This window comes from Pseudomonas sp. 65/3-MNA-CIBAN-0223, assembly GCF_040310425.1.
In the GTDB taxonomy this organism is placed as follows: Bacteria; Pseudomonadota; Gammaproteobacteria; order Pseudomonadales; family Pseudomonadaceae; genus Aquipseudomonas; species Aquipseudomonas gregormendelii.
The window spans coordinates 312,977-335,978 of record NZ_JBEOPV010000004.1 but is presented as its reverse complement, the minus strand read 5'-3'; the positions used below and the strand labels follow the sequence as shown (position 1 = coordinate 335,978).

Annotated in this window: 24 protein-coding genes; all 24 read right to left on the bottom strand. The window is 61.7% G+C overall.

Translation table 11 applies throughout. The annotated features are described in order from the left end of the window. Positions 1-9: 9 nt before the first annotated feature. The 24 genes from AAEZ09_RS06560 to fliH all read right to left on the bottom strand — a co-directional run bounded on the left by AAEZ09_RS06560 (position 10) and on the right by fliH (position 22,996). Positions 10-750 carry a flagellar motor protein gene (locus AAEZ09_RS06560; RefSeq protein WP_045061205.1) on the bottom strand — a complete coding sequence of 247 codons (741 nt, stop codon included), beginning with the start codon at positions 748-750 and terminating at the stop codon, positions 10-12. Next, a complete protein-coding gene (locus tag AAEZ09_RS06555; RefSeq protein ID WP_350598701.1) occupies positions 750-1,886 on the bottom strand; it encodes a protein-glutamate methylesterase/protein-glutamine glutaminase in 1,137 nt (378 codons plus the stop codon). The genes AAEZ09_RS06560 and AAEZ09_RS06555 overlap by 1 nt, the downstream gene beginning before the upstream one ends. 50 nt (positions 1,887-1,936) lie before the next feature. Beyond that, positions 1,937-4,174 (bottom strand): chemotaxis protein CheA, encoded by a 2,238-nt coding sequence (locus tag AAEZ09_RS06550; protein WP_045058909.1) that lies wholly within the window; start codon positions 4,172-4,174, stop codon positions 1,937-1,939. A gap of 21 nt (positions 4,175-4,195) precedes the next feature. Further along, positions 4,196-4,984: a protein phosphatase CheZ gene (locus tag AAEZ09_RS06545; RefSeq protein ID WP_045058908.1), complete on the bottom strand. Its 789-nt coding sequence runs from the start codon at positions 4,982-4,984 to the stop codon at positions 4,196-4,198. Positions 4,985-5,006: 22 nt separating this feature from the next. Beyond that, entirely contained in the window at positions 5,007-5,378 is a 372-nt protein-coding gene (locus AAEZ09_RS06540; RefSeq protein WP_003183998.1) for a chemotaxis response regulator CheY, read from the bottom strand. Positions 5,379-5,542: 164 nt separating this feature from the next. Beyond that, positions 5,543-6,283, bottom strand: coding sequence for an RNA polymerase sigma factor FliA (fliA, locus tag AAEZ09_RS06535; protein ID WP_045058907.1), 741 nt, complete (start codon positions 6,281-6,283; stop codon positions 5,543-5,545). Next, positions 6,280-7,110 carry a flagellar synthesis regulator FleN gene (gene fleN, locus AAEZ09_RS06530; RefSeq protein WP_045058906.1) on the bottom strand — a complete coding sequence of 277 codons (831 nt, stop codon included), beginning with the start codon at positions 7,108-7,110 and terminating at the stop codon, positions 6,280-6,282. Before fleN ends, fliA begins: the two co-directional genes overlap by 4 nt. 116 nt (positions 7,111-7,226) lie before the next feature. Then, complete coding sequence (gene flhF, locus AAEZ09_RS06525; RefSeq protein WP_350598695.1) at positions 7,227-8,552, bottom strand: flagellar biosynthesis GTPase FlhF; 1,326 nt, start codon at positions 8,550-8,552, stop codon at positions 7,227-7,229. Between the two features lie 11 nt (positions 8,553-8,563). Beyond that, entirely contained in the window at positions 8,564-10,693 is a 2,130-nt protein-coding gene (gene flhA, locus AAEZ09_RS06520) for a flagellar biosynthesis protein FlhA (RefSeq protein ID WP_350598693.1), read from the bottom strand. Between the two features lie 236 nt (positions 10,694-10,929). Further along, positions 10,930-12,069: a flagellar biosynthesis protein FlhB gene (gene flhB, locus AAEZ09_RS06515; RefSeq protein ID WP_205891946.1), complete on the bottom strand. Its 1,140-nt coding sequence runs from the start codon at positions 12,067-12,069 to the stop codon at positions 10,930-10,932. A 3-nt stretch (positions 12,070-12,072) separates the two neighbouring features. After that, on the bottom strand, positions 12,073-12,858 hold the full coding sequence (fliR, locus tag AAEZ09_RS06510) for a flagellar biosynthetic protein FliR (protein WP_045058902.1): 786 nt from the start codon (positions 12,856-12,858) through the stop codon (positions 12,073-12,075). 3 nt (positions 12,859-12,861) lie between these two features. Beyond that, the gene (gene fliQ, locus AAEZ09_RS06505; RefSeq protein WP_007948918.1) at positions 12,862-13,131 is read right to left on the bottom strand and encodes a flagellar biosynthesis protein FliQ; all 270 of its coding nucleotides are present in this window, start codon (positions 13,129-13,131) and stop codon (positions 12,862-12,864) included. Further along, on the bottom strand, positions 13,128-13,886 hold the full coding sequence (gene fliP, locus AAEZ09_RS06500) for a flagellar type III secretion system pore protein FliP (RefSeq protein ID WP_205891945.1): 759 nt from the start codon (positions 13,884-13,886) through the stop codon (positions 13,128-13,130). Before fliP ends, fliQ begins: the two co-directional genes overlap by 4 nt. Beyond that, on the bottom strand, positions 13,886-14,326 hold the full coding sequence (fliO, locus tag AAEZ09_RS06495; protein WP_122837947.1) for a flagellar biosynthetic protein FliO: 441 nt from the start codon (positions 14,324-14,326) through the stop codon (positions 13,886-13,888). The genes fliP and fliO overlap by 1 nt, the downstream gene beginning before the upstream one ends. Continuing rightward, on the bottom strand, positions 14,327-14,785 hold the full coding sequence (gene fliN, locus AAEZ09_RS06490) for a flagellar motor switch protein FliN (protein WP_045058899.1): 459 nt from the start codon (positions 14,783-14,785) through the stop codon (positions 14,327-14,329). Positions 14,786-14,851: 66 nt separating this feature from the next. Further along, positions 14,852-15,820 (bottom strand): flagellar motor switch protein FliM, encoded by a 969-nt coding sequence (gene fliM / locus AAEZ09_RS06485; RefSeq protein WP_045058898.1) that lies wholly within the window; start codon positions 15,818-15,820, stop codon positions 14,852-14,854. Between the two features lie 9 nt (positions 15,821-15,829). After that, positions 15,830-16,330, bottom strand: a complete 501-nt coding sequence (fliL, locus tag AAEZ09_RS06480) for a flagellar basal body-associated protein FliL (RefSeq protein WP_045058897.1) — start codon at positions 16,328-16,330, stop codon at positions 15,830-15,832. A 195-nt stretch (positions 16,331-16,525) separates the two neighbouring features. Then, positions 16,526-17,809 (bottom strand): flagellar hook-length control protein FliK, encoded by a 1,284-nt coding sequence (locus tag AAEZ09_RS06475; RefSeq protein WP_350598689.1) that lies wholly within the window; start codon positions 17,807-17,809, stop codon positions 16,526-16,528. 82 nt (positions 17,810-17,891) lie between these two features. Beyond that, positions 17,892-18,263 carry an Hpt domain-containing protein gene (locus AAEZ09_RS06470; protein ID WP_350598686.1) on the bottom strand — a complete coding sequence of 124 codons (372 nt, stop codon included), beginning with the start codon at positions 18,261-18,263 and terminating at the stop codon, positions 17,892-17,894. Between the two features lie 31 nt (positions 18,264-18,294). After that, positions 18,295-20,010, bottom strand: coding sequence for an ATP-binding SpoIIE family protein phosphatase (locus AAEZ09_RS06465; RefSeq protein ID WP_350598684.1), 1,716 nt, complete (start codon positions 20,008-20,010; stop codon positions 18,295-18,297). Next, entirely contained in the window at positions 20,007-20,306 is a 300-nt protein-coding gene (locus AAEZ09_RS06460; RefSeq protein ID WP_045058894.1) for an STAS domain-containing protein, read from the bottom strand. The genes AAEZ09_RS06465 and AAEZ09_RS06460 overlap by 4 nt, the downstream gene beginning before the upstream one ends. A gap of 85 nt (positions 20,307-20,391) precedes the next feature. Next, the gene (gene fliJ, locus AAEZ09_RS06455) at positions 20,392-20,841 is read right to left on the bottom strand and encodes a flagellar export protein FliJ (protein WP_045058893.1); all 450 of its coding nucleotides are present in this window, start codon (positions 20,839-20,841) and stop codon (positions 20,392-20,394) included. Between the two features lie 6 nt (positions 20,842-20,847). Beyond that, positions 20,848-22,206, bottom strand: coding sequence for a flagellar protein export ATPase FliI (gene fliI, locus AAEZ09_RS06450; RefSeq protein ID WP_045058892.1), 1,359 nt, complete (start codon positions 22,204-22,206; stop codon positions 20,848-20,850). Further along, positions 22,196-22,996: a flagellar assembly protein FliH gene (fliH, locus tag AAEZ09_RS06445; RefSeq protein WP_045058891.1), complete on the bottom strand. Its 801-nt coding sequence runs from the start codon at positions 22,994-22,996 to the stop codon at positions 22,196-22,198. Before fliH ends, fliI begins: the two co-directional genes overlap by 11 nt. Between the last annotated feature and the right edge of the window lie 6 nt (positions 22,997-23,002).

Sequence of the window (23,002 nt, the reverse complement as noted above, 5' to 3'; positions counted from 1 at the left end):
TAACCCCCATCAATCCATGAAGCCCTGGAGCTTCAATTCGATAGAGCGAGGGTTTTCACCTTCGGCGATCGACAGAATGCCTTCCAGCAACATTTCGCGATAACGCGACTGCCGCAGGGCGATGGCCTTGAGTTTGGCAGCGATGGGCAACAGCACCAGGTTGGCGCTGGCCACGCCGTAGATGGTGGCAACGAACGCAACGGCAATGCCGCTGCCCAGTTGCGACGGATCGGCCAGATTGCCCATGACGTGAATCAGGCCCATTACCGCACCGATGATGCCGATGGTCGGCGCGTAGCCGCCCATGCTTTCAAAGACTTTGGCCGCCTCGATGTCCCGGCTTTCCTGAGTATAGAAATCGACCTCGAGGATGCTGCGGATGGCCTCAGGCTCTGCGCCATCGACCAGGAGTTGCAAGCCCTTGCGCGAGTAGTTGTCGGGTTCGGCGTCGGCCACCCCTTCCAGGCCCAGCAGCCCTTCCTTGCGGGCGGTGAGGCTCCAGTTGACCACGCGATCGACGCCACCGGCCAGGTCGACCCGCGGCGGGAACAGAATCCACACCAGGATTTGCATCGCGCGCTTGAAGGCGCTCATCGGCGACTGCAGCAGCGCCGCACCGACGGTACCGCCGATAACGATCAGTGCCGCCGGACCGTTCGCCAGTGCGCCGAGGTGACCACCTTCCAGGTAGTTGCCGCCGATGATGGCGACGAACGCCATGATGATCCCGATGAGGCTCAGTACATCCATCAGACACACGCCTCGACCAGGTGCCTGCCGATTTCGTCCAGGCTGTACACCGCGTCGGCGAGCTCGGCCTTGACGATGGCCATGGGCATCCCGTAGATCACGCAGCTGGCTTCATCCTGGGCCCAGATGGTGCTGCCGCCCTGTTTGAGCAGGCGCGCGCCTTCGCGGCCGTCGGCCCCCATGCCGGTCAGTACCACCGCCAGAACTTTGTCACCGTAGGATTTGGCCGCCGAACCGAAGGTGATGTCCACGCACGGCTTGTAGTTGAGGCGCTCGTCGCCCGGCAGAATCTTCACCGCGCCACGACCGTCGATCATCATCTGCTTGCCGCCCGGCGCCAGCAGCGCCAGGCCCGGACGCAGGATGTCGCCGTCTTCGGCTTCCTTCACGTGGATGCGGCAGAGTTTGTCCAGGCGTTCGGCAAAGGCCTTGGTAAACGCCGCCGGCATGTGCTGCACCAGCACGATGGGCGCCGGGAAATTCGCGGGCAACTGGGTCAGTACCCGTTGCAGCGCGACCGGGCCGCCAGTGGACGTACCGATTGCCACCAGCTTATAGCCCTTGCGCTTGGGGGCAGGCGACGACGGGGCCGGGGCCGGGGCGCGCGAGGCAATCGGTGCCGGTGCCGGACGCGCAGGCGCACTGCTGCTGTAACTGCCAACGCTCGACGGCGCGGGCGCAGGTGCGGCTACGGGCGCGGCAACGGGGGCCGGCGCACTGTAGGCACCGGCGCGCCGATTACTGCGCGAGAGGGTATGGATCTTCTCGCACAGCAGTTGCTTGACCTTGTCCGGGTTGCGCGAGATGTCTTCGAAATTCTTCGGCAGGAAATCCACCGCACCAGCGTCCAGCGCATCCAGGGTGACCCGGGCGCCTTCGTGCGTCAGCGAGGAGAACATCAATACCGGGGTCGGGCAGCGTTGCATGATGTGCCGCACCGCCGTGATGCCGTCCATCATGGGCATCTCGTAGTCCATGGTGATCACATCCGGCTTGAGGGCCAACGCCTGGTCGATCGCCTCTTTGCCGTTGGTCGCGGTACCGACGACCTGGATGTTCGGATCCGCCGAAAGAATTTCCGAGACGCGGCGACGGAAAAAACCCGAATCGTCCACCACCAGGACCTTGACTGCCATAAACACTCCGTTAGATGGAGCGAAGGCGCGATCGCCCTGCTCCACCAGAATCAAATACGCCGGGTGGCGTAACGCTTGAGCATGCTCGGAACATCGAGAATCAGCGCAATACGGCCATCACCGGTGATGGTGGCGCCCGACATGCCCGGGGTTCCCTGGAGCATCTTGCCCAATGGCTTGATGACCACTTCTTCCTGGCCTACCAGTTGATCGACGACAAAGCCGATCCGCTGGGTGCCCACCGAAAGGATCACCACATGGCCTTCACGCTGCTCTTCATGAGCGGCGGAAGCGACCAGCCAGCGCTTGAGGTAGAACAGTGGCAACGCCTTGTCGCGCACGATCACCACTTCCTGGCCATCGACCACGTTGGTGCGCGACAGGTCGAGGTGGAAGATCTCGTTGACGTTCACCAGCGGGAACGCGAACGCCTGGTTGCCGAGCATGACCATCAGCGTCGGCATGATCGCCAGGGTCAACGGCACCTTGATGACGATCTTCGAGCCCTGGCCCTTGGCCGAGTAAATGTTGATCGAGCCGTTGAGCTGGGAGATCTTGGTTTTCACCACGTCCATGCCCACGCCACGCCCTGACACGTCGGAGATCTCGGTCTTGGTCGAGAAGCCCGGGGCAAAAATCAGGTTGTAGCACTCGGTGTCGCTCAGGCGATCGGCGGCGTCCTTGTCCATGACCCCGCGTTTGACCGCAATGGCGCGCAGGATGTTGGGGTCCATGCCTTTGCCGTCATCGGAAATCGACAACAGGATGTGGTCGCCTTCCTGCTCGGCCGCAAGAATGACCTTGCCACCACGGGACTTGCCCGCGGCTTCGCGCTCTTCCGGCGACTCGATACCGTGGTCGACGGCGTTGCGTACCAAGTGGACCAGCGGGTCGGCCAGGGCCTCGACGAGGTTCTTGTCGAGGTCGGTTTCTTCGCCGACCAGTTCCAGGTTGATCTCTTTCTTGAGCTGGCGAGCCAGGTCGCGAACCAGGCGCGGGAAACGCCCGAAGACCTTCTTGATTGGCTGCATGCGGGTCTTCATCACCGCGGTTTGCAGGTCCGCCGTGACCACGTCGAGGTTGGACACGGCCTTGGACATTGCCTCGTCGGCGCTGTTGGCACCCAGGCGCACCAGGCGGTTACGCACCAGCACCAGTTCGCCGACCATGTTCATGATTTCGTCGAGGCGCGCGGTATCGACCCGCACGGTAGTCTCGGCTTCGCTGGCCGGCTTTTCCGCCGGCGGCGTGGCCGGTGCGCGAGCCGGGGCAGGCTTGGCGGCTTCGGCTTTTGGCTCAGGGGCTTTCGCCACCGGCTTGGGCGCTGCGGCCTTGGCTACCGGCGCGGCTACAGCAGCACTGGCAGCGACCGTAGCCGTGCCGACTTCGGAGAACTTGCCTTTACCGTGCAATTCGTCGAGCAGCGCTTCGAATTCGTGATCGGAGATCAGGTCGCTGCCCACTGCGGCGGCGACTGGTGCTGCCGCGACGGGCGCCGACGCAATCGCCGACTCCAGCGCTTCGACGGCGAAGTTACCCTTGCCATGGAGCTGATCGAGCAGTGCTTCGAATTCTTCGTCGGTGATGTCCGAGCTGTCGCCTGCGGCCTTTGGTGCAGCCGGTGCGGCAGGTGCCGCCGGGGCAACCACGGCGTCGATGGCGAACTGGCCTTTACCGTGCAACTGATCGAGCAACGACTCGAACTCGTCGTCGGTGATTTCGTCGCTGGCTGCAGCCGTGGTGCTGACGGGTGCTGGTGCGGCAGGCGCCGCCTCGGCCTGGGCCTTGACGGCGTTCAACGAGTCCAGCAGTTGCTCGAATTCGTTGTCGGTGATGTCACCCGATGTGCTTTCTGCCACCGGCGCCACTTCGGCAACCGGTGCGGCTTCGTCGGCCGATTGCGGCTCGGCCAGACGGGCCAGGGCTGCCAGCAACTCAGGCGTGGCCGCCGTGATCGGGCTGCGCTCGCGGACTTCGGTGAACATGCCGTTCACCGCGTCCAGTGCTTCGAGAACCACGTCCATCAGTTCCGAGTCGACGCGACGCTCACCCTTGCGCAGGATGTCGAACACGTTCTCGGCGATGTGACAGCACTCCACCAGCTCGTTGAGCTGGAGGAAGCCGGCGCCCCCTTTTACAGTGTGAAAACCGCGAAAAATTGCATTGAGCAAATCCGCATCATCCGGTCGGCTTTCCAGCTCGACCAGTTGTTCGGACAGTTGCTCTAGAATCTCGCCGGCCTCAACCAGGAAATCCTGAAGGATCTCTTCATCGGCGCCGAAGCTCATTAATGGGGTGCTCCTACAGGTCTAAAATCCAAGGCTGGATAGCAAATCGTCCACATCGTCCTGACCGGACATAACGTCTTCTCTTTTATCGGCATGAATCTGCGGACCTTCACCCTGAGAGAGATGTTTTTGTGGATCTTTTTCCGCGTGCATCGCTTGACGGTCATGTTCGATGCCCGCAAAGCGGTCCACCTGACTGGCCATCAGCACGAGCTTGAGCAGATTGCTTTCAACTTCGGTGACCAATTGAGTCACGCGCTTGATCACCTGGCCGGTGAGGTCCTGGTAATCCTGAGCGAGCAGAATGTCGTTGAGGTTGCCCGCCACCACGCGATTGTCTTCGCTGCTGCGTGTCAGGAAACCGTCGACCCGCCGGGCAAGCTCGCGGAACTCTTCGGCCCCGACTTCGCGGCGCATGAACCGTCCCCAGTCCGTGCTCAAGGCCTCGGCTTCCTGGCTCAGGCTGTTAACCAGCGGCGTGGCGTTTTCCACCAGGTCCATGGTGCGGTTGGCGGCGGCTTCGGTGAGCTTGACCACGTACCCCAGGCGCTCGGTGGCGTCGGTGATCTGAGAGACCTCCTCGGCTTGCGGCATATTCGGATCAATCTGGAAATTGACGATCGCGCTATGCAACTCGCGGGTGAGCTTGCCCACCTCCTGGTACAGGCCGCGGTCACGGGTCTGGTTGAGCTCATGGATCAGTTGCACGGCGTCGCCGAACTTGCCTTTTTCAAGGCTCTCGACCAATTCGACGGCGTGTTTTTTCAGGGTCGATTCGAAATCGCCCTGTGAAATTTCTTTTTGCTCCATAGCTCCCCCGTGGCGCAGTGACTCAGCCTATGCGTTCGAAAATCTTTTCGATTTTTTCTTTCAACGCCTGGGCCGTGAAGGGCTTGACCACATAGCCGTTAACACCGGCCTGGGCTGCTTCAATGATTTGCTCGCGCTTGGCTTCGGCGGTCACCATCAGCACTGGCAGGTGCTTGAGCTTTTCGTCGGCACGCACGTGGCGCAGCAGATCGATGCCGGTCATGCCGGGCATGTTCCAGTCCGTTACCAGAAAGTCGATGCTGCCGCTGTTGAGGACCGGAATGGCCGTAGTGCCGTCATCCGCCTCGACCGTGTTGGTGAACCCAAGGTCACGCAACAGGTTTTTTATGATCCGCCGCATCGTTGAGAAGTCATCAACGATGAGGATTTTCATGTTCTTGTCCAATTCGACCTCCAAGCAGTCTTAAACGCGTCCAGCACCTGGACACGCCATTTCATTCAATCCGGCAAAACACTCGATGACTGTCTGGAGCACAACAGATCGCGACCGGCGCGTTTAACACCCGCCAGCCCGTTCGCAGTGTCCCCACACTGCCTTCAGCGCGCTCGCCACTCCCCCAAACGCCCCCGCAAACGGGCCGCGCACTGGCTGTGTAACTGGCTGACCCGCGATTCGCTGACACCCAGGACCTCACCGATTTCCTTGAGGTTCAGCTCTTCGTCGTAGTACAGCGCCAACACCAGTCGCTCACGCTCCGGCAAATTGGCAATCGCGTCCGCCAGCGCGGCCTGGAAGCGTTCATCTTCCAGGTCACGCGACGGCTCCGTATGAGCACTTGCGCCATCCTCGTGCAGCCCTTCGTGTTCGCCGTCCTGCAACAGGTCGTCGAAACTGAAGAGGCGGCTGCCCAGGGTGTCGTTCAAAATCCCGTAATAATCGTCAAGACTCAATTGGAGTTCGGCCGCAACTTCGTGATCTTTAGCGTCGCGACCTGTTTTAGCTTCAATCGAGCGAATTGCGTCGCTGACCATTCGGGTATTGCGGTGGACCGAACGTGGCGCCCAGTCCCCCTTGCGCACTTCATCGAGCATCGCGCCGCGGATTCGAATGCCCGCGTACGTCTCGAAACTCGCGCCTTTACTGGCGTCGTATTTGGTGGATACTTCAAGCAGGCCGATCATCCCGGCCTGGATCAGGTCTTCGACCTGGACACTGGCCGGCAAACGCGCCAACAGGTGGTAGGCAATCCGTTTTACCAGTGGCGCGTAACGCTCGATCAGCTCGCACTGCGCATCGCGGGCCGATATCTTGTAGAGGTTATAGCCACTGGCGGTCATAGCACCGGCCCTGCCGTTTGTTGTACGAGGCGCTCAACGAAAAATTCCAGGTGCCCGCGCGGGTTCGCCGGCAGCGGCCAGGTATCGACCTTCTGCGCGATCGCCTTGAACGCCAGCGAACATTTGGAACGCGGAAACGCTTCGTAAACCGCACGCTGTTTTTGCACGGCCTTGCGCACGCTTTCGTCGTATGGCACCGCGCCGACATATTGCAGGGCGACGTCGAGGAAGCGGTCCGTGACCTTGGTCAACTTGGCGAACAGGTTGCGCCCTTCCTGCGGGCTCTGGGCCATATTGGCCAGGACGCGGAAGCGGTTCATGCCGTAGTCGCGGTTGAGCAACTTGATCAACGCATAGGCGTCAGTGATCGAGGTCGGCTCGTCGCACACCACCAGCAGGACTTCCTGGGCGGCGCGCACAAAGCTGACCACCGAATCACCAATGCCCGCAGCCGTGTCGATCACCAGCACATCGAGGTTATCGCCGATGTCGCTGAAGGCCTGGATCAGGCCGGCGTGTTGAGCCGGTGTCAGGTGCACCATGCTCTGGGTGCCGGACGCGGCCGGCACGATACGAATGCCGCCCGGGCCTTGCAACAGAACGTCGCGCAGCTCACAGCGGCCTTCGATCACGTCGGCCAGGGTACGTTTGGGTGTCAGCCCCAAAAGGACGTCGACGTTCGCCAGCCCAAGGTCGGCGTCCAGAAGCATGACGCGCCGTCCGAGCTCAGCCAAAGCCAGCGACAAGTTCACTGACACGTTAGTTTTGCCGACGCCACCTTTGCCGCCGGTCACCGCGATCACCTGTACGGGATGCATGCTGCCCATGTTATTTCTTTACCTTGTCTTGCATAGACGGAGGCCACATTACTGGCTGCGCGTTCATCATCTGAACAATGCATGGCAGACCATCGATGTAGGTACAAAAACGATTCATTAATACCTCAGCCAACCTGCTTGGTGGGACTGTGGTAAATATCAGCGAACATGTCAGCCATGGCTTCTTCGCTGGGTTCTTCCTGCATTTGCACGCTGACTGCGCGACTGACCAATTGATGACGCCGCGGCAGATGCAAGTCATCCGGGATCCGTGGCCCATCGGTCAGGTAGGCCACCGGCAGTTCATGACTGATGGCCAGGCTCAACACATCGCCCAGACTGGCCGTTTCATCCAGTTTAGTCAGGATGCAGCCGGCGAGCCCGCAGCGCTTGTAACTGTGATAAGCGGCGGTTAGAACCTGTTTCTGGCTGGTGGTTGCGAGGACCAGGTAATTTTTTGACTTGATGCCACGTCCGGCCAGGCTTTCGAGCTGCATGCGCAGTGCCGGATCGCTGGCCTGCAGGCCGGCGGTATCGATCAACACCACACGCTTGCGCAACAAAGGCTCCAGCGCCTGCACCAGCGACTGCCCCGGGTCGACATGAGTCACCGGCACATTGAGGATGCGGCCCAGGGTCTTGAGCTGTTCCTGGGCGCCGATCCGGTAGCTGTCCATGCTCACCAGCGCAATGTTCTGCGCGCCGTACTTGAGCACGTAGCGGGCAGCGAGTTTGGCCAGGGTGGTAGTCTTGCCCATGCCGGCAGGGCCGACCATGGCAATCACGCCACCCTCTTCCAGGGGTTCGATTTCCGGTGTGGCGATCATCCGCGCCAGGTGCGCCAGCAGCATGCGCCAGGCCTGGCGAGGCTCGTCAATGTCGCCGATCATTGCCAGCAGATCCCGCGACAGCGGACCGGACAGGCCAATGCGTTGCAGCCGGCGCCACAGGTTGGCCTGGGCCGGGCGGCTGCCTTGCAGCTGATTCCACGCCAGGGAGCCCAACTGCACTTCCATCAGTTCGCGCAGGCTGTTGAGTTCAAAGCGCATCGAGTCAAATGCACGCGGATCGACACCGCCAGTGGCAGCGGGCGCCGGCGCCGGGCGTGCAGACTCGGTGTAGGTGGGTTCGACCAGCGGTTCGGCGGCAGTCAGGGGCAAGCCGGCGAACAGCTGGCGATTGGTGGCCTTGTCGCTCTCGCCTTCGCTGCGCAGGCTCAGTTCGGCCTGGGCGGTGACGATCCGCGACTGGGTCTTGCGCAATTCGTCCTCGAGTTCCATGTTCGGAACCCGCGGTGCCAGCGCCGACAGCTTGTAATCGAGGGCAGCCGTCAGCTCCACGCCGCCGGCGATTCGGCGGTTGCCGATGATCGCGGCATCGGCGCCCAGCTCGTCACGAACCAGTTTCATGGCCTGACGCATATCGGCGGCGAAAAAACGCTTAACTTGCATAAACCACTACCTCAGCCGTTGGGCCCTACTGTCGCAACGATGGTCACTTGCTTGTTGTCAGGGATTTCCTGATACGCCAACACGTGCAAACCCGGGACTGCCAGCCGACCGAACCGCGAGAGCATCGCGCGAACCGGACCGGCCACCAGCAGAATCACCGGTTGACCTTGCATTTCCTGACGCTGCGCAGCATCGATCAACGAGCGCTGCAGCTTCTCAGCCATGCTTGGCTCCAGCAGGACGCCCTCTTCCGAGCCCTGTCCTGCCTTCTGCAGACTATTGAGCAATATCTGTTCCAACCTTGGCTCCAGCGTGATAACTGGCAGCTCGGAGTCAGTACCTACAATGCTTTGGACGATTGCGCGGGATACGCCGACCCGCACGGCAGCCACCAACGCGGCGGTATCTTGACTCTTGGCCGCGTTGTTCGCGATGGCCTCGGCGATGCTGCGAATGTCCCGAACCGGCACCTGTTCGGCGAGCAAAGCCTGCAGCACCTTGAGCAACTGCGACAGCGACACCACGCCCGGCACCAGCTCTTCTGCCAGCTTGGGCGAGCTTTTGGCCAGCAATTGCATGAGTTGCTGCACTTCTTCGTGCCCGATCAGCTCGCTGGAGTGCTTGTACAGAATCTGGTTCAAGTGAGTGGCCACTACTGTACTGGCATCGACCACAGTGTATCCCAGCGACTGCGCCTGGGCACGCTGGCTGACTTCAATCCAGACCGCCTCCAGACCAAAAGCCGGATCTTTGGCGGTGATGCCGTTGAGCGTGCCGTAGACCTGCCCCGGGTTGATCGCCAGTTCGCGGTCCGGGTAAATCTCCGCCTCGGCCAGGATCACGCCCATCAGGGTCAGGCGATAGGCACTCGGCGCCAGGTCGAGGTTGTCACGAATGTGCACAGTGGGCATCAGGAAACCCAGGTCCTGGGACAGCTTCTTGCGCACGCCCTTGATCCGCGCGAGCAACTGCCCACCCTGATTGCGGTCGACCAGCGGAATCAGGCGATAGCCCACTTCCAGGCCAATCATGTCGATCGGCGTCACGTCGTCCCAGCCAAGTTCCTTGGTTTCCTGGGCGCGGGCCGGCGATGGCAGCAGTTCCTGCTGGCGCTTGACCTCTTCCAAGGCCTGCACCTTGACGCCGTTCTGCTTCTTCCAGAACAGGTACGCACCACCTGCCGCCAGCGCCGCCATGCTCAGGAAGGAAAAGTGCGGCATGCCGGGCACCAGACCCATCACCGCCATCAAGCCGGCGGCCACGGCCAGGGCCTTGGGCGAGGCGAACATCTGGCGACTGATCTGTTTGCCCATGTCTTCCGAACCGGAAGCACGGGTCACCATGATTGCCGCTGCGGTGGACAACAGCAGTGATGGCAATTGCGCCACCAAACCGTCACCGATGGTCAGCAGCGCGTACACCTTACCGGCGTCGGCAAACGTCATGCCGTGCTGGAAGATACCCACCGCAATGCCGCCGATCAGGTTGATAAACAGAATCAACAGGCCGGCAATGGCGTCACCGCGCACAAACTTGCTGGCACCGTCCATAGAACCGTAGAACTCGGCTTCCTGGGCCACTTCCGAACGGCGCGCCTTGGCCTGGTTCTGGTCGATCAAACCGGCATTGAGGTCGGCGTCGATCGCCATCTGCTTGCCGGGCATCGCATCGAGGGTGAAACGTGCGCTCACCTCGGAAATCCGCCCGGCACCCTTGGTCACCACGACGAAGTTGATGATCATCAGGATCGCGAACACCACGATACCGACCACGTAGTTGCCGCCGATCACCACCTCACCGAAGGCCTGGATCACCTTGCCCGCAGCGGCGTGACCGTCCTGGCCGTGCAGCATCACCACGCGTGTGGAGGCCACGTTCAACGCCAGCCGTAGCAGCGTCGCCACCAGCAGGATGGTGGGGAATACCGCAAAATCCAGCGGCCGCAACGCGTAGACGCACACCAGCAGGACCACGATGGACAACGCAATGTTGAACGTGAAGAACACGTCAAGCAGGAACGGCGGCATCGGCAACATCATCATCGCCAGCATGACCAGCAGCAACAACGGCACGCCCAGATTGCCCCGACTTAAGTCGGCAACGTTTGTGCGAGCACTGTTGAATAACTGAGAGCGATCCACCGATTTTCCTCGTTCCTGTAAAGCAAACTTTTGACGCCAGAAGCAGGCGCAAAGCCGCTATTGCAAGAAACCTTCCAACTTTCGCGGAGTGTTGAAGCAGAGGGGTTTATTCAGGAATTGTGGTGTTGCCTGGGCGGGCCTCATCGCGGGCAAGCCCGCTCCCACAGGTTGTGTGTCGACGGGTGATTTGGCGGCTATTCCTGCTTCTGAGGGGGCCGGCATCACCGGCACACAACTCAAGAATCGCGCCGCAGGTCCGGCGGAATCGGCAAGTCATCCTTGAGCGGGTCCGGGCGCTTGCCCCTGCCTGCCTTGTATTGGCGAATCTGATAGACATACGCCAGTACCTGGGCAACGGCCAGGTACAAGCCACCGGGTATTTCCTGGTCCAGCTCCGTGGAGTAGTAGATCGACCGCGCCAACGCCGGCGATTCCAGCAGCAGCACATTATTCGCCACGGCAATTTCACGCATCTTCAACGCCAGGAAATCGCTGCCCTTGGCCACCAGCATCGGCGCCCCGCCCTTGTCCGGGTCGTACTTGAGCGCCACGGCGTAGTGAGTCGGGTTGGTGATGACCACGTCGGCATCAGGAATGGCCGCCATCATCCGGCGCTGGGACATGTCGCGCTGCAGTTGCCGAATGCGCTGCTTGACCTCCGGCCGCCCTTCCTGGTCCTTGTGCTCGTCGCGCACTTCCTGCTTGGTCATCTTCAGTTTCTTGGCGCTTTCCCACAGCTGCACCGGCACGTCCACGGCGGCGATGATGATCAGGCCGCAAGCCATCCACAACGAGCTCCAGCCGACCACCTGCAGGCTGTGGATGATCGCCATGTCCAGCGGTTCGTGGGCGATGCGCAAGAGGTCGTCGATGTCCGAGGACAACACGGCCAGGGCCACGAACAGGATGATGAAGAACTTGGCCAGGGCCTTGAGCAGCTCTACCACGGCCTTCGACGAGAACATGCGCTTGAGCCCGGCGCCGGGGTTCATGCGGCTGAACTTGGGCGCCATGGTGCCGGCGGAGAACAGCCAGCCACCCAGGGAAATCGGGCCGATCAGGGCCGCAAGCAACAGCGTGATCATCACCGGCTGGATGGCCAGCAAGGCGATCAGCCCTGAATGCAGGAGGAAGGTCCCCATGGACCGCTGGTCGAGGATGACTTCGCGCGACAGCGAGAAATTCATGCGCATCAGGTCCATCATTTCCTGGGCAAGCGCGCCGCCGAAGATTAGCAGCGCGGCCGAACCGGCGAGCATGATGGCCAGGGTGTTGAGCTCTTTGGAACGGGCGATCTCGCCCTTCTCCCGGGCGTCCTTTTTCTTTTTCTCCGTGGGGTCTTCTGTCTTGTCCTGACCGCTCTCGCTCTCTGCCATGGCTCAGCGCGCCCGTGCCAGTTCGCGCAACCACTGCAGGGCCTCGGAGGCCAGTGGTTGATACTGATTGATGATGTCGGCAAGCCCGACCCAGACGATGAACAGCCCGAGCACCAGGGTCAGCGGGAAGCCGATGGAGAAGATGTTGAGCTGCGGCGCGGCCCGGGTCATCACGCCAAACGCGATGTTGACCACCAGCAGCGCCGTGATCGCCGGCAATACCAGCAGCAATGCGGCCCCCAGGACCCAGCCCAGCTTGCCCGCCAGCTCCCAGAAATGGGTGACCATCAGGCCACTGCCGACGGGCAAGGTGGTGAAGCTTTCGGTGAGGATTTCGAACACCACCAGATGGCCGTTCATGGACAGGAACAGCAGCGTGACCAGCATGGTGAAGAACTGCCCGATCACCGCCACCGAGACGCCGTTGGTGGGGTCGACCATCGAGGCGAAGCCCATGCCCATCTGAATCGAGACGATCTGCCCGGCGACCACGAATGCCTGGAAAAACAGCTGCAAGGCAAAGCCCAGGATCGCCCCGATGAGAATCTGCTCGGCGATCAGCAGCAGGCCACTGAGGTCCAGCGCATTCACCGGCGGCATCGGCGGCAGGCCCGGGACGATCACCACGGTAATGGCCAGCGTGAAGTACAGGCGCACGCGAGTGGGCACCAGGGTCGTGCCGACAATGGGCATAACCATCAGCAGCGCGCCGACGCGAAACAACGGCAACATGAAGGTCGCCACCCAGGTGCTGATCTGGGTATCGGTCAGTTGCAGCAGCGACTGCATGGCTTAGCCAATGACCTGGGGAATACTGCCGTACAACTGCAGGATGTATTCCATGAAGGTCTGCACCAGCCACGGCCCGGCAACGATCAGCGTGACCAGCATCACCAGCAGTCGCGGCAGGAAGCTCAACGTTTGTTCGTTGATCTGGGTCGCTGCCTGGAACATCGCCACCAGCAACCCCACCAGCAAGCTCGGGATCACCAGCACGGCCACCATCATGGTGGTCAGCCACAGCGCCTCGCGGAAGATGTCTACCGCTACTTCCGGCGTCATGGCGACACACCGCCGAAGCTGCTGGCGAGCGTGCCGATGATCAGTGCCCAGCCATCTACCAGCACGAACAGCATGATCTTGAACGGCAGGGAAATAATCAGCGGCGACAGCATCATCATACCCATGGCCATCAGCACACTGGCCACGACCAGGTCGATGATCAGGAACGGAATGAAGATCATAAAGCCGATCTGGAACGCGGTCTTGAGCTCGGAGGTGACGAATGCCGGCACCAGAATAGTCAGCGGGGCCTGATCCGGGGAGGCGATGTCGGTGCGCTTGGACAGGCGCATGAACAGCTCAAGGTCGCTGCTGCGGGTCTGCGCCAGCATGAAGTCCTTGATCGGCACCTGGGCCTTGGCCACGGCATCCTGGGCGGTCAGTTTCTCGGCCAGGTACGGCTGCAGGGCATCCTGGTTAACCCGGTCGAACACCGGCGCCATGATGAACAGGGTCAGGAACAGCGCCATGCCCGTGAGGATCTGGTTCGACGGCGTCTGCTGCAGGCCCAGGGCCTGGCGCAGGATCGAGAAGACGATGATGATCCGGGTGAAACTGGTCATCAGCATGACAAACGCCGGGATGAAACTCAGCGCCGTCATGATCAGCAGGATCTGCAGGCTGACCGAGTACTCCTGGGCGCCGTCGGCATTGGTGCCGAGCGTGATGGCCGGGATCGACAACGGATCGGCGGCCAATGCCAGTGGTGCAGCCAGCAGCAAGGCCAGCGTCAAGACGATGCGTAGCGCACCCATTACTTCTTATCCTTCTGGTCCTTGCCCATCAGCTCCATCAGGCGCAGGGCGAACTCCGGGGTGGCTTTTTCCGAACTGGCCGGCACCTGCACCGGCTCCTTGAGCACATGCAAGGCGGTGATGCTGCCAGGGCTCAAGCCGAGCAGGATCTGCTCATTGCCCACTTGCACCAGCATCAAGCGATCACGCGGACCGAGTGCGCGCGAACCGATCAGTTCGATCACCTGGCCTTTGCCGGCAGGGCCTGCCTGCTGCACCCGACGCAGCAACCAGGCGAGGAAGAAGATCAGCCCCAGCACCAGCAGCAAGCCGAACACCAACTGCGTCAATTGCCCCGCCACCCCACTGCCCACCGCCGGCGTCGCGGCAGCCGTGGCCACCGGTTCGGCCGCCAGGGCGCTCAAGGGCAATGCCAACAAAAAACCCAGGACCCTGTTCACTCAGCGCAGCTTCTTGATGCGTTCGCTTGGGCTGATCACGTCCGTCAGGCGGATGCCGAACTTCTCGTTGACCACCACCACTTCGCCGTGGGCGATGAGCGTGCCATTGACCAGCACGTCCAGCGGCTCACCGGCCAGGCGATCGAGTTCGATCACCGAGCCCTGGTTGAGCTGCAGCAGGTTGCGAATATTGATATCGGTGCTGCCCACTTCCATGGAAATCGACACCGGAATATCGAGGATCACGTCCAGGTTCGGACCGTCGAGGGTCACTTGCTCGTGGTTTTTCGGCGAGGCGCCGAACTCTTCCATTTGCAGGCGATTGGACGGCGAGCTGCCGGAATCAGCAGCCAGCAGCGCGTCAATCTCGTCCTGCGAAGCATCACCGGATTCTTCCAGGGCCGCAGCCCATTCATCAGCCAGTGCCTGGTCGTCCTGGGAATTCATATCGCTAGCCATCATGTGTCCTCGGCGAGCGCCCATCTCGGATGGACGCCGTCAGTTAAAAACGAATAAAGACGCCGATCACCGGCGCTCGATCGGCTCGATCACCTGCAACGCGAGGTTGCCTTTGTGCGAGCCCATCTTGACCTTGAACGCAGGCACGCCATTGGCGCGCATGATCATTGTTTCCGGCATGTCCACCGGAATGATGTCCCCCGGCTGCATGTGCAGGATGTCCCGCAGGCGCAGTTGACGGCGGGCAACAGTGGCACCAATCGGCACGTCGACGTCCAGCACGTCCTGGCGCAGGGCGTTGACCCAGCGCTCGTCCTGATCGTCGAGGTCCGACTGGAAGCCGGCATCGAGCATCTCGCGCACCGGCTCGATCATCGAGTACGGCATGGTGATGTGCAGGTCGCCGCCACCGCCATCGAGTTCGATATGGAAAGTCGACACCACAATCGCCTCGCTCGGCCCGACGATGTTGGCCATGGCCGGGTTCACTTCCGAGTTGATGTACTCGAAGTTGACTTCCATGATTGCCTGCCAGGCCTCCTTCAAATCGATGAAGGCCTGCTCCAGCACCATGCGCACCACGCGCAGCTCGGTCGGAGTGAATTCGCGACCTTCAATCTTGGCGTGGCGACCGTCGCCGCCGAAGAAGTTGTCCACCAGCTTGAACACCAGCTTGGCGTCGAGAATGAACAAGGCAGTGCCGCGCAACGGTTTGATCTTGACCAGGTTAAGACTGGTCGGCACGTACAGCGAGTGCACGTATTCGCCGAACTTCATCACCTGCACGCCACCGACCGCCACGTCTGCCGAGCGGCGCAGCAAGTTGAACATGCTGATGCGGGTGTACCGCGCGAAACGCTCGTTGATCATTTCCAGGGTCGGCATGCGTCCACGGACGATGCGATCCTGGCTGGTCAGGTCGTAGCTTTTGACAGCACCGGGTTCAGAGGTGTTGTCGGTCTGTACCAGACCGTCGTCGACGCCATGCAACAGCGCATCGATCTCATCCTGGGACAGCAGGTCCTGCACGGCCATGTCGTGTTCCTACTGCAGTACGAAATTAGTGAAGAGCAACTGCTCGATGGCGACCTTGCCGAGTTCTTTCTGCGCCACTTCCTGGACGCTGGCGGTGGCCTTCTGACGCAGCATTTCCTGACCGACCGGCGAGGCCAGGGTGGCGAAATCCTGCCCGGAGAACAGCATCACCAGGTTGTTGCGGATGACCGGCATGTGCACCTTGAGCGCTTCCATGTCAGCCTGGTTGCGACCCATCATGGTGATGCTCACCTGCATGTAGCGCTGGCGGCCGTTCTGGTTGTAGTTGGAAACGAACGCCGGCAGCAAAGGCTCGAAGACCGCCGCCTGCTTGCCCGCCACGGCGGTTTCGGCAACGACGGCAGGCTTGCTTTCGGGGCTGTGCATGAAGAACCAGGTCGCCCCCACGGACACGCCGATCGCCAGCAGCAACGCCACCACGACCAGGATGATCAGCTTGAGTTTGCCTTTGGTTGCAGGGTCTTTTACTGCTGCGTCGCTCTTCGCCATGCCAATAATCCGTCACTATTCGGGGTTTCACAGTTGCACGGGAAGGCAAGAGCAAGTGTTATGCCATGTAGGAAAAATTGAGTGGGGATGGAAGCGCAAAAGATCGCAGCCTGCGGCAGCCCCTACAGCGTGTACACCATCCCACTGTAGGAGCTGCGGCAGGGCTGCGATCTTTTGAAAGGGCACCGCCCAATTTCAGGCGTAATAGTCGACTGCACTGGAGCCGATCACGCTGGTGGCTGCGGCCACTTGCGCAACCGCCGGGGCGAGGTCTTCATCCATGGCATCCAGACGACCGCCACCGGCTTCTGCGCGCCCAGCCTGACTCTGCTGGGCCTGTTGCTGATCCTGGCCCCGGGACTGGTCGGAGACATTGACGTCGACCTGCCCCATGCCCTGCTGCACGAACATCTCGCGCAGCCGGTACATTTGCCCGTCCAGCGCTTCGCGAACGCCGGGATAGGCGCTCATGAAGGTCACCTGGGTCTGCTGGTCAGGCACCATGTTCACCCGGATGTCCAGGCGGCCAAGCTCGGCCGGCTGCAACTGGATATCGGCCGCCTTGAGGTTGGCGCTGGAGAGATACATCACGCGGTTGACCACTTCTTCGGTCCAGCCGCTCTGGTGCATGGCGATCGGCTGGTTTACCGGGATCGCGTTGGCGGTCTTGGGGGTGGCCGCCTGGGTCAGTGCAGCCAGGCGGTTGGCGAAATCTTCGACGCGGGTGTCGCTGGTCGAGGCTTTCAAGTCCTTGAGGCCATCATCGATCAGGCCGCTGAAGGCCTTCTCTCCTCCCTGGCTGGTACTGTCCTTGCCGGCTTGCACGTCCAGCATATTGGCCAGGCCGGAGGCGAAATTCTGCGCCGAAGTCGACTCGCCGTCTGCCTGGGCCGGGGAAGCCTTGGCTTGCGCCTGACTGGAAGCGGACACATGCCCGCTCTGCTCCAGGGCCATGCGCACGGCTGGAAGCGCATCGAGGGGGTCGGCTTCAGGATCGAAATCAGGGTCGGCAGCGACGGCTGCAGCCGCCAGTGCTGCGGCTGTAGCGGGGTCGAGCGCAGGCTCGGTGGCGGCCACAGGGGCGGCGGGCTGCGACTCAACCACGGACGCAGTTGCAGTTGCAGGGTCAGCCGCAACCGTTGTGTCGCCGGTCTCGTCACTGGCGACCTTATCGTCGACCTGCGCCGGTTTATCGGCGGGCAAGGATTTGCCGCTATCGGCAACTTGAGGTTTCGCGGCGGCAGACTTGTCGTTGCCCAAGTCCTTTTTTGCAGCGAAGTCAGGCGACTTGTCGCGCACCGTCCGGGCAGCAGTGTCAAACCCGTCAGCAGGACTGGTTCGCTCCTGCCGGGCATACACGTTAGCGAAGCTCGAGGCCTTGCCCGCCGGCTCGGCGGGCGACGCCAAGGGATTGGCGGATGCGGGTTGAGCCTTGGCCTTGGCGGCGGCCTGAAGCAGCAAATTCGGGGTAACGGGCATGGGACAGTCTCCGCCGCACTGTGGTCGATGATACAAGTGGGTGGATTACTGCAAAGGTCGAGCCAGGTTTACTGAACTGACGCTAGACGGACCGCGTGATGTGACTGCCTGCGAGGGAGCGCTCGGCCTGATAGAGAGGAAGAACCAAGGCAAATTCGGAGCCGATCGCATGGACGAGTTTTTCCAGCTCGGCAGGTTCGCTGTTTCTACCGTTTTTGGCGCGCTGCTCCAGCTCATTGCATAACTCTGCAAGGCGAACCGCCCCCATGTTGCTGCAACTGCCTTTAAAACTGTGTGCAGTTTCCATCAGCTGCGCGGCATCCTGCGTCCCGCGCAAGATAACCAACCGCTCTTCGGCGTCGGCAAGGAAGATATCCAGCAACATCGGATATTCATCTTCCATGACTTCCTGCAAGGCGCGCAAAACGTCGCGATTCAGATGTGGGGAATCCACTTGTTCACTCCTTGATCAAGAATGGGCAGGATTATGCCAGAGCCTCCCAGAAAAACTCCACGTGAGCACTGCGACCATCGTCGGACCACCGGGCATTACGCCCCAATTGTCGGACCAGGCTGATACCACGTCCCGACAAACGGACACTGTCCAGCGGTCGCTCGATCACCCGCACCACATCAAATCCCTTGCCACTGTCTTCCACCCGAATGGTCAGGCAACCGCCCTCGCCCTCCGGCACCACCTGCAGGTGCACGCGCACGTAACCTGCGTCCAGGGCATCCAGGCGCGTGTCGCGCTCCTGATAATAGCGGGCAAATCCCAGGGCATCGCGCTTGAGACTGGAATCGAGCCCGAGCACGCCGTGCTCCAGGGCATTGGAATACAGCTCCGCCAGCACACTGTACATCGCTCCGCTCTGGGCCCGCAGGCCGTGCACTTCGCTGAGCATTTGCAGGAGGTAGGGCAGTGGATTGAAGCGCTTGAGCGAGTCGGCGCGAAATTCGAAGCTGACGGACCAGTCCAGCGGGCACGACTGCCCACTGTCGGAGTAGACCAGTGTCGGTGGGCGCATCTGCGCCGCGTCGATCAGGCTGACTTCGAGCAGACTGACATCGTCCCGGGCTTGCCCGCGAAAATCGCCCAATGCCTGCTCGATTTCCTGAAACAGTGCATCCGGCTGCCGGTTGGCGGCAAACACTTGCTGCAGGCGCTCCACTCCGAACAGCTGTTCGTTGGCATCGCAGGTGTCGATCACGCCATCGGACAACAGGAACACCCGATCACCCACCGCCATGGGCAGCACTTCGGTGCGATCGTCAAACGCCTGCGGGCTCAGCACCCCCAGCGGCAAATGCCTGGCCGGCAACGGCGTGCGCTCGCCAGTGGCGATCCGGTGCAGGTAGCCGTCGGGCATGCCGCCATTCCAGACTTCCACCGAGCGGCTCTGGAAGCTCAGGCGCAGCAACGTCGCGCAGCAGAACATGTCCACCGGCAGGATGCGCTTGAGCTTGGCGTTCATCTCGCGCAGGGTTTCCGAGAGCCCGTAACCCTTGGCAGTCATGCCGTAGAAGACCTCGGCCAGAGGCATGGCGCCAACGGCCGCAGGCAAGCCATGGCCGGTGAAGTCCCCCAGCAGCACGTGCATGTCACCGGCCGGGGTAAACGCGGCCAGCAGCAGATCGCCGTTGAACAACGCATACGGCGATTGCAGGTAGCGGATGTTGGGGGCGTTCAGGCATCCGGAATGCGCCACCTTGTCGAACACCGCCTTGGCCACGCGCTGCTCGTTGAGCAGGTATTCGTGGTGCCGGGCGATCTGGTCACGCTGCTCCAGCACCGTGGCCTGCAAGCGGCGCAAGCGGTCCATTGCCTTGATCTTGGCGGCGAGGATCACCTGATTGTAGGGCTTCGCCAGAAAATCGTCACCGCCAGCCTCCAGGCAGCGCGCCAGGGCTTCGCTTTCGGTGAGCGAGGTCAGAAAGATGATGGGCACCAGGGTTTCCCCGGCCAGCGCCTTGATCTGTCGTGCGGCTTCGAAACCGTCCATCACCGGCATCATGGCGTCCATCAACACCAGCTGCGGGTGCTGCGAACGAAACGCTTCGACTGCCTCGGCGCCGTTGGAGGCGGTCAACACCGCATGGCCCTGGCGGCGGACGATGGTCGAGAGCAACAGGCGATCGGCCGCACTGTCCTCGGCGATCAGGATCGTCAGTGCTTCAAGCGGCGACTGCACCGAATTCAACTGATGTCGAACAGTTTGTCGAAATTGGAAATGGCGAGGATTTTCTTCACGTCGATGCTGCTGTTGACCACGCGAATGTCGGATTGGTCGCCGCCAGCGTGATCGCGCAGCAACAGCAGCATGCCCAAGGCGGAGCTGTCGAGGTAGGTGGCCTCCTTCAGATCCACCACCACAGCATTGAGATTCCTGTCCTCATAGGACTGGCGAAACTCCTGATGCTTGGCGAAATCGAAACGACCCTTGATCGATATCGTCAGTTTTTGCCCATCCGGGGAAACTTCTGAGACGACTGACATTGTTGGCTTCCTTGTCTTGGGGGAACTTGCTAGTACAAGGTGTAGCATTTGGTGGTGACAGGAGCAAGATCAAAAGGGGCGGAGATTAATAAGGGTTTTGCCGCGGCAGCCGCTGGGACAATTCATCCAGCAGCTTCTGCTCACGCTTGTCCTCCAGGCGGCGCGCCTCATCCATGTAGCGCAGCACCAGTTTGCGCAGCCCTTCCACTCGGGCATAGGCCTGCTGCCAGGTGTCGCGTGCCTTGTTCAGGTTGTTCTGGTGCCAGGCCAGGCTTTGCCGCTGCTGATCGATAGCAGTGCCCAGTTGCGCGAGAAACCCCTGATAGCCGAGCAACCACTGGCCGGACACCCCACTGCTGCCGCGCACGATCCATTGCTCCTGATAATCGAGACGGAAGGCTTCAAGGTCGGCGAGCTTGCTTTCGGCCAGGCGCACCTGGCCCTGAAAATGCCCAAGGCGCTGCACCGCGGCTTTCTCGACCTTCTCGGCCATGTCCACCACGGGCGCCAGGCGCGAAGCTCGACTCTGGGCCATGGCCGGTTAGCCGCCGGCCGCCGGGGCGAAGATCGAGCCAAGATAGGCTTCGCTCTCACCCAGGCTGATGTTGTCGTTCAAGCCCTGGCGCAGGTATTTGACCAGCTGCGGTTGCAGGGCAATCGCCAGGTCGGTCTCGCGGTCACCGCCGGCCACGTAGGCGCCGACGCTGATCAGGTCGCGACTCTGTTGATAACGCGACCACAGCTGCTTGAAGTATTGCGCCCGGGTCATGTGCTCCGGCGTCACCACCGACGGCATGACCCGGCTGATGGACGCCTCGATATCGATAGCGGGGTAGTGACCTTCCTCGGCCAGGCGCCGCGACAGCACGATGTGACCGTCGAGCACGCCCCGTGCGGAGTCGGCAATCGGGTCCTGCTGGTCATCGCCTTCGGACAGCACCGTATAAAACGCGGTGATCGAGCCCCCGCCCTTCTCCGCATTACCCGCGCGCTCGACCAGTTTCGGCAACTTGGCAAACACTGAAGGCGGGTAGCCCTTGGTCGCCGGCGGTTCGCCAATGGCCAGGGCGATTTCCCTCTGGGCCTGGGCGAATCGGGTCAGGGAATCCATGAGCAACAGGACATTCTTGCCCTTGTCGCGGAAATACTCGGCGATGCGCGTGCAGTACATCGCGGCACGCAGGCGCATCAACGGCGCATCGTCCGCCGGCGAAGCCACCACCACTGAACGCTTGAGCCCTTCCTCGCCAAGGATGTGCTCGATGAATTCCTTCACCTCCCGTCCGCGCTCGCCGATCAAGCCGACGACCACGATGTCGGCCTCGGTAAAGCGGGTCATCATGCCCAACAGCACACTCTTGCCCACGCCGGTACCGGCAAACAGACCCAGACGCTGGCCGCGCCCCACGGTCAACAATCCGTTGATCGAGCGGATGCCCACATCCAGCGGCTCGCTGATCGGCTCGCGCTTGAGCGGGTTGATCGTAGGGCCATCCATCGGCACCCAGTCCTCGGCTTTCATCCCGCCCTTGCCGTCAAGCGCACGACCGGCGCCGTCCAGTACCCGCCCGAGCATGCTCATGCCCATCGGCAAGCGACCGGCATCGGCCAGCGGCACCACCCGGGCGCCCGGCGCAATACCGGCGACGCTGCCTACCGGCATCAGGAACACCTTGTTGCCGGAGAAGCCCATGACTTCGGCTTCCACCTGCACTGGCTGGTAACTGTCGTCGTTGATGACCATGCAGCGGCTGCCCATGGCGGCGCGCAAGCCTTCGGCTTCGAGGGTCAGGCCGACCATGCGCAGCAGGCGGCCTTCCAGGATCGGGCCGCCGGTCAGTTGCGTGGCCTCGGCGTAACTGCCCAGGCGCTTGGCGAAGCTGGTGCGATCAAGGCGCATCAGGTTCGTCCGCCGCCGGGGCGACTGGCGGCGGATTGCGCCCCGACAGCTCCACGCTCAAGTCCGGGGCAGCAGGATGCAGGGCCTGTTCGTGAAGTTGATCGAACAGCTTGGCCATGACCCGCGCCAGGCGTGTTTCCACCGTGGCATCGATGCGACTGTGTTCGGTCTCGACCCGGCAACCACCGGGCAACAAGGTGTCGTCCTCGACGATGCGCCAAGTTTCTTCATGACGCTCGCGCAGGGCTTTGACCTGTTCAAAATCCTGCGGATTGATGTACAGCCGCACGTTCCCCACGCCCAGCGGCAAAAGCTTCAGGGCATCGCGCATGACGTGTTCAAGCTGGGTCGAATCGATCGCCAGTTCGCGCTGGATCACTTGTTTGGTGATGTGCTGCACCAGGTCGACTAAAGATTTTTCGATCTGGGTGTCCTGCTCGGCAATCGGTTCGAACAACTGACCCATGAGCTTTTCCAGCGCGCCGACCTTGGCCGACAGCGCCGCTTCGGCTTCCTGGCGAACCTTGAGCGTCGTGCTGTGGAAACCCTCGCGCTCGCCCGTGGCGAAGCCTTCGTTGTAGGCCTCCTGGCGAATGCTCTCGAGCTCTTCGAGGGTCATTGGCTGGACCTCATCGAGCGGCACCTCCTCCATTTCCGGAGGCTCGGGCACAGGTTCCGGCTCGGGCGCGGGGACGTAGGGATCGAAACTGGGCAGGGACCAGATATCAACAGTGCTGACGTCCTTGGCACGGATCAGGTCAGTCTGGGACTCATCGTGTTTGGTCGACATGGTGAC

Coding starts and splice junctions, on each gene's coding strand:
- fliA (WP_045058907.1), bottom strand. CDS start 6,283: ATGACCGCCAGTGGCTATAACCTCTACAAGATATCGGCCCGCGATGCG.
- fliN (WP_045058899.1), bottom strand. CDS start 14,785: ATGGCTAGCGATATGAATTCCCAGGACGACCAGGCACTGGCTGATGAA.
- fliH (WP_045058891.1), bottom strand. CDS start 22,996: ATGTCGACCAAACACGATGAGTCCCAGACTGACCTGATCCGTGCCAAG.
- AAEZ09_RS06545 (WP_045058908.1), bottom strand. CDS start 4,984: ATGGAGCAAAAAGAAATTTCACAGGGCGATTTCGAATCGACCCTGAAA.
- fliL (WP_045058897.1), bottom strand. CDS start 16,330: ATGGCGAAGAGCGACGCAGCAGTAAAAGACCCTGCAACCAAAGGCAAA.
- AAEZ09_RS06475 (WP_350598689.1), bottom strand. CDS start 17,809: ATGCCCGTTACCCCGAATTTGCTGCTTCAGGCCGCCGCCAAGGCCAAG.
- fliM (WP_045058898.1), bottom strand. CDS start 15,820: ATGGCCGTGCAGGACCTGCTGTCCCAGGATGAGATCGATGCGCTGTTG.
- flhF (WP_350598695.1), bottom strand. CDS start 8,552: ATGCAAGTTAAGCGTTTTTTCGCCGCCGATATGCGTCAGGCCATGAAA.
- AAEZ09_RS06560 (WP_045061205.1), bottom strand. CDS start 750: ATGGATGTACTGAGCCTCATCGGGATCATCATGGCGTTCGTCGCCATC.
- AAEZ09_RS06460 (WP_045058894.1), bottom strand. CDS start 20,306: ATGTCAGTCGTCTCAGAAGTTTCCCCGGATGGGCAAAAACTGACGATA.
- flhB (WP_205891946.1), bottom strand. CDS start 12,069: ATGGCAGAGAGCGAGAGCGGTCAGGACAAGACAGAAGACCCCACGGAG.
- fliP (WP_205891945.1), bottom strand. CDS start 13,886: ATGGGTGCGCTACGCATCGTCTTGACGCTGGCCTTGCTGCTGGCTGCA.
- AAEZ09_RS06540 (WP_003183998.1), bottom strand. CDS start 5,378: ATGAAAATCCTCATCGTTGATGACTTCTCAACGATGCGGCGGATCATA.
- fliI (WP_045058892.1), bottom strand. CDS start 22,206: ATGCGCCTTGATCGCACCAGCTTCGCCAAGCGCCTGGGCAGTTACGCC.
- AAEZ09_RS06550 (WP_045058909.1), bottom strand. CDS start 4,174: ATGAGCTTCGGCGCCGATGAAGAGATCCTTCAGGATTTCCTGGTTGAG.
- fleN (WP_045058906.1), bottom strand. CDS start 7,110: ATGGGCAGCATGCATCCCGTACAGGTGATCGCGGTGACCGGCGGCAAA.
- fliJ (WP_045058893.1), bottom strand. CDS start 20,841: ATGGCCCAGAGTCGAGCTTCGCGCCTGGCGCCCGTGGTGGACATGGCC.
- fliQ (WP_007948918.1), bottom strand. CDS start 13,131: ATGACGCCGGAAGTAGCGGTAGACATCTTCCGCGAGGCGCTGTGGCTG.
- fliR (WP_045058902.1), bottom strand. CDS start 12,858: ATGCAGTCGCTGCTGCAACTGACCGATACCCAGATCAGCACCTGGGTG.
- AAEZ09_RS06555 (WP_350598701.1), bottom strand. CDS start 1,886: ATGGCAGTCAAGGTCCTGGTGGTGGACGATTCGGGTTTTTTCCGTCGC.